Origin of the sequence: Occallatibacter sp., assembly GCF_049802275.1 — a bacterium.
In the GTDB taxonomy this organism is placed as follows: domain Bacteria; phylum Acidobacteriota; class Terriglobia; order Terriglobales; family Acidobacteriaceae; genus Telmatobacter.
On record NZ_JBARMD010000375.1, the window covers coordinates 1 to 5,613 of the forward strand.

At 57.8% G+C, this 5,613-nt stretch carries 6 protein-coding genes; 2 read left to right on the top strand and 4 right to left on the bottom strand.

Going from position 1 to position 5,613, the window contains the following annotated elements; genetic code table 11:
• Positions 1-349: 349 nt before the first annotated feature.
• Positions 350-721 (top strand): response regulator, encoded by a 372-nt coding sequence (locus WA354_RS13125; protein WP_472813463.1) that lies wholly within the window; start codon positions 350-352, stop codon positions 719-721.
• 16 nt (positions 722-737) lie between these two features.
• Here WA354_RS13125 and recR read toward each other — a convergent pair whose 3' ends face one another.
• The 4 genes from recR to dnaX all read right to left on the bottom strand — a co-directional run bounded on the left by recR (position 738) and on the right by dnaX (position 4,754).
• Positions 738-1,340, bottom strand: coding sequence for a recombination mediator RecR (recR, locus tag WA354_RS13130; RefSeq protein WP_472813464.1), 603 nt, complete (start codon positions 1,338-1,340; stop codon positions 738-740).
• A gap of 129 nt (positions 1,341-1,469) precedes the next feature.
• A complete protein-coding gene (locus tag WA354_RS13135; protein WP_472813465.1) occupies positions 1,470-2,426 on the bottom strand; it encodes an MBL fold metallo-hydrolase in 957 nt (318 codons plus the stop codon).
• A gap of 65 nt (positions 2,427-2,491) precedes the next feature.
• Entirely contained in the window at positions 2,492-2,824 is a 333-nt protein-coding gene (locus WA354_RS13140) for a YbaB/EbfC family nucleoid-associated protein (protein ID WP_472813466.1), read from the bottom strand.
• Between the two features lie 16 nt (positions 2,825-2,840).
• The gene (dnaX, locus tag WA354_RS13145; RefSeq protein ID WP_472813467.1) at positions 2,841-4,754 is read right to left on the bottom strand and encodes a DNA polymerase III subunit gamma/tau; all 1,914 of its coding nucleotides are present in this window, start codon (positions 4,752-4,754) and stop codon (positions 2,841-2,843) included.
• Between the two features lie 581 nt (positions 4,755-5,335).
• Between dnaX and WA354_RS13150 the strand changes: the two genes are divergently transcribed.
• On the top strand, positions 5,336-5,613 hold a 278-nt coding region (locus tag WA354_RS13150; protein WP_472813468.1), incomplete at its 3' end, for a hypothetical protein.

The window sequence follows — 5,613 nt, forward strand, 5'->3', positions numbered from 1 at the left end:
GGAACAACCCGCGTTTAGAGTACCGCAGTCCACGCATTTGCCGGAGTTCCGCCAGCGCGACGCGGTCTACCCAAGCAAATTGCAAGATTGGTGCAATCTTCCGGCAGGGAGCGCGTCAAAGGCTAGAGCGATTTAAAGAGAAAGATTGGCAATCTTGCGTATTGTTAGAGGCGCCCTTACACTGGAAAGCCGGGCCATGAATGGCCGCTCGTTGTGCTAGTCCGAGGATGTTATCCTAACAACGAGTTCACCGAGCTGATCGTACCGTAAGCGGTGCTTTTCGGCTTCGCTATGGCGGCGCGTTCGACTGAAAGGCTTTGTGCCATCCCCATTTGGCGTTCAGGAGTGTATGCCCGATAATCACGTTAAGCCCAAAGTTCTAGTAGTTGATGACGAACGCGTCATCGCCGATACGCTCGCGATGATCTTGAACCAGAGCGGCTTTCAGGCGAGAGCCGTGTACTCTGGCGAGGCAGCGCTCGAAACCGCTTCGAGCTATTCCCCCGACATGCTGATCGCCGATGTGATCATGGCCGATTTGAACGGCATTGACGCGGCCATCCAGATACGCGCTCTGCTTCCCAAAATCAAAATCCTGCTGTTCTCAGGGCAGGCTGCTACTGCCGATCTCCTCGAAAAGGCGCGGGCACAGGGCTATGAATTTGAGATTCTTGCCAAGCCCGTGCATCCGCAGGATCTTTTGACCCGGCTGCGCAGCTAATCCGGCTTTTCACTGATCAGGGCTTCATCTCATGGCGGCCTTCCATGGCTCGCGCCATGGTGACCTCGTCTGCATATTCAATGTCGCTGCCTGCAGGTACTCCCGTGGCAATCCGCGTGATGCGCACTTTGAATTCGCGCAGGGCGCCGGCCAGCCAGTTCGCCGTGGCTTCACCCTCGAGGGTAGGGCTGGTGGCAAGAATAACCTCATCGACCTCGCCACGCTCGACGCGCTGCATGAGAGTGCGGCCCCGCAGTTGATCCGGACCAATTCCATGGAGCGGTGAGAGTGTGCCGTGCAGTACGTGATAAACGCCGCTGTAGTGGCTTCGTTCCACGGCGTCAATGTTGGTCGGCTCCTCAACCACGCAGACTAGCCTTTGATTGCGAGTCGGGCTGGCGCAATAGGCACAGGGATCGATATCCGTAATGTTGTTGCAGATGGAACAAAGCCGCAGACTGGCCTTGAGCCCGCGCACTGCCTCGGCCAGTGCCGAAGCGTCTTCGTCACCGGAGCGCAGAATGTGGAAGGCGAAGCGCTGGGCAGTTTTGGTTCCCACCCCGGGAAGCTTCTTTAATTCGTCAATGAGCCGGGCCATGGGCTCGGCATAGCGTGCCACAGCGACTTCCTCCTATCGCAAAACCAGAGATATCTCGTTTCGAAGCCCAAAAAGCAAAGTCGGCGCGACCATCAGGGAGTGCCGACCTTCCAGAACACGCAACAGGCCTCGCCTTCTCTGGTTTTGCCGTTACACCGTACGATAGACGATTCCAACGAACATGTCGGGAGAGCCGCCGTGCAGCCAATTCGGATCGAGATCGGCGGTTGGCTTCTTTGCGACCACTTCTTGCTCACTGGCGCCGGATTGCTTGAGCGCAGCCACCTTGTCGCGTACCGCCGAAAGCATGTCGATGTAGCTCTTGAGTTCGGCCTTGTCGCCGAGTGGGCCGTGGCCGGGGATGATCTTTGTTTTTTCACCGGCGAGTGCTAAAGACTTCTGTGCTGCTGAAATAGTGCCGCCGATCGAGCCCCCGGTGCCTTCGTCGATGAAGGGGTATGTCTTGTTGAAGAAAATGTCGCCGCAATGCAGCACATCCGCATTCTGAAAGTGAACGTAAATGTCGGTATCGGTGTGGGCCGGATCATAGTGAACCAGCTCGACAGTGTCGCCATTGTGCTTGTGGCTCATTGTTGTGGCAAACGTAGTGCTGGGGAGAGCGCCCGCAGGATAGGCAGGAATCGACATGTGGAACAGCTTCATCTCTGCGGGCTCAGCCATGCGCGTCTTTGTTTTCTCGTGGGCTATCACATGGTATCCGGCCGCGTGCATGCCTTCGTTCCCGTCGACATGGTCAACATGCCAGTGGGTATTGACGAGCGCATGCGGCGCATCGGTGCTCACCGCGGCAATTGCTTCACGAATGTGAGGAACCGCCGTCGCAAAGCTCGAATCAATCAAGATGATGCCGTCTTTGCCGGATTGAACCGCCATGTTGCCGCCTGCGCCCTGCAGCAGCCAGATGTTGTCGTAAAGTTTCGTAGTCTTGATCGGCGTTGTGGCGCCGGCCGCGCGCATTTGCGCAAGCCGGTCTGTCGGCGCAGCCGGCTGCGCGGCCTGGGAAAAGACCCAGCGCGGTGCAAGCGATGCTGCGCCGGTCGCCATCCCGAGACGCAGAAAACTTCTGCGATTGATCTCAAACGTCATCGTGACCCCCAAAGACAGAACGTCGACTCAAATGAAAATCTACCTTAGCGCGGGACAGATCGGGTTTAGCTAAGCCCGGGGATATCGAGATTCAGTCCGCCAAGTGCGCCTTTTACGCTCGATTGAATCGCCTCATCCGCCTTATGCCCGGCATCGTTGACTGCACCGACAATGAGCGATTCAAGCATCTCGACATCTGGATTCGAACCGCTGAGGCTGATCACAGCCGAAGGATCGATCTTGATCCTGATCAATTCTTTCTTGCCGTTCATGGTGGCCGTGACCGCGCCGCCGCCGCTCGAGCCTTCCACTACCGTTTGCGCGAGTCTGCGTTGCATGTCCTCTTGCATCTTATTGGCCTGGGAGAGCATTTCGGCCATCTTAAGGGGATTGATCATCGCGGCCTCCTCAGCCCTATTTGGTGCGCAGGTCAACCACACTGCGCACTTCAGCGTTAAAAAGTTCCTTCGCGCGCTGCACCATCGGGTGCTCGAGCGCCGCTTGCTGAATGCTGCCCTCGACCGGCGCACTCACCGAAGATGTAGATGCGACGCCTTCTCCGGGGATGACCATAAACCGAGCGGGCCCTCCCAGACGCTGCAATTCCTGCTTGAAGATTTTCTCCGCAGCTGCATTCACGGTAAGCGAAAGCATCTTCTTGCCCATGCCGGGGACCTCAACCCTCAAGCTGGTTGCTTCCAGCGTGAAGCGGGCCGTTGAAAGAAGCGTCGAAGCGGAAGCGTGTCCGGCCTCGGCCAGCGCGGCGATGATGGCTCGCTGCACAGACTCGGCAGAAGGGCTATCCGCGCGTTTTGCAGCACTGTTCAGCGCTGCGCTTTCAACAGCAGCAGATTCATGGGAGGAGCCGTTCGCAAAGGGCTCTGCAAACCCAGCCTGCGGCCTGGACGACTGTGGAGTGGCTGGTGCGGGTGCAGCGGGTGGGAGAGCGATGATCGGAGCAATTTCGATTGGAGCAACGATTACAGCGCTGCTTTCAATCCTGGGCACGGTCGGCTGCATCACGGGTTGTGAACCAGACGAGAATCCAAACGGCGACCGCGGTGGCGCCACACTCCTGGGCGATGAGGTGGTCGGTGAAGAAGGCCGTGAGGGTGACGGCGCAGACCGCGGAGCCGACGATCCGCCGCTGCGAACAGGCGCTCCGCTCGCCACTCCGCTGAGTAACTCCTCCAGCGGTAGCAATCGCTGGGCATGCACCAGCTTCATCATCCCTAGCTCAAGATGAAAGCGCTGTTCCTGCCGGTAATTGAGATCGTCGAAGGTCCTGAGCATGATCTGCAGATTGCGCGTAATCTCCTCTTCGCCGAAGAGTAACGCGGTGCGTGCAGCACGGGCGCGTTCATCGGCGGAGATCTGCAGGAGTTCTGTCTGCTCGCCGCCCAGCTTCGCCATCAACGCGTTCCGCAGGTAGCGAACCATCTGCCTAGCCAGCGATTGCGGACTATGCCCAGCGTTGAGCAAATCATTCAGCTGCGTCATCAGAGGAGCGCTTTCACCGGCGGCGACCGCCTCCAGCAGGTGTTCGAAGACCGTATTGGGCACCGAGCCCATCAGTTCGCGAATCTGCGCAGTGGAGAGCACTGGCCGGTTTTTCGCATCGCACGGTGCGGATGCAATGGCCTGGTCCATGATTGAAAGCGCGTCGCGCATTGATCCGTCGCCTGCCTCGGCCAGCAGCGCCAGGGCGCCTTCTTCGGCTTCCACTTCCTCCAGCCCCGCAATCATCTTGAGCTGCGCACGAATATCGTCGAACTTGACGGCGTGAAAGCTGAAATGCTGACAACGTGAGCGGATGGTCTGCGGGATGTTTTCCGGTTCCGTCGTCGCCATCATGAAGATGATGTGCGGCGGCGGCTCTTCCAGAGTCTTCAGCAGCGCATTGAAGGCTGCCTCGGTGATCTGGTGCGCTTCATCGAGGATGTAGATCTTGTAGCGGTCCCGGGCGGGTGCGTAACGGGCTGCATCGCGCAGTTCGCGGATCTCGTCGATTCCCCGGTTGGTGGCCGCGTCTATCTCGATCACATCCACAGCATTCCCTTGACGAATTTCGACGCAGGAATCGCACACGCCGCAAGGCTCCGGCGTAGGACGCTGCGCGGAGCCGATCTCGGTTCGGCAGTTCAGCGCCTGGGCCAGGATGCGCGCGATGGTGGTTTTGCCAATACCGCGATGGCCCGAAAAAATATAGCCGTGCGCGATGCGGTTCTGCGTCAGCGCGTTCAGCAGCGTGCGCGTGACGTGATCCTGGCCGGCGACGTCGGCAAATCGTTGCGGACGATACTTGCGAGCCAGAACCTGATACCCCATGCGAAAAATCTCCCCGTTTGCTCTGCGATTTTCCTTCAAGCGCTAGGTTGGATTGTATCGTTCCGAGCTACGGCGTTTATAGCGAGGGACTTCATATGACTCGAAGTTCACGGATCCTTGGGGCGTGCTTCCGTTAAACCTTCAAGAATCCTCACTATGGGCTTGACGACCGCTCAGCGGAGGAACAAAATCTCAGAATCAAGTGATCGTAAGTGATCGCACGTCGGTCACTCAGATCAAGTGTGCAAGTCTCACTCTAGCCTTGTAGCTGCAGCTGTCAAAACTGTCAGGGACCCAAACGTCAATTCGTGCGGTTCCCCTCGAGGCACGAACTACCAGAGCTACCAGCGCTCTTCGAACCGCGATTTCCAAAGCTCTGCTGGCTTTCCATGAAGAAAACCGAATCAATGCAGTGCAAGCTGGTTATGACTTTTTCAAGCTAAGCACGTACGTCTTCAGCAAGGCCGGCATTGTTCGCGTCACCGCCAGTTGTGGTACGGGGAAGCGCTTCAGGACCGTACCTGAATTTCCTTAGCGCAAGTTTACCCTTCGGTAGCGGACCTACCCCCAGGAGATCGCTTATGACCTTACTCGATTCAGTCACGAATGTTTTGAAACAGTACACAGGCGGCTCGACTCCCAACCCCGAGAACGCAACAGAGCACTTCGATCAAGTCGCACAAACCACCTCGCCGAACGCGATTGCAGACGGACTTTCCGCGATGTTCAAGTCGGACCAGACTCCTGCCTTCGGCAGCATGATAGGCAACCTGTTCAGCCAGTCGAATGGCGAGCAGAAAGCCGGCATGCTCAATCAACTGATTGCGTCTGTAGGACCGGGCACCGTGGCGCAGATGGC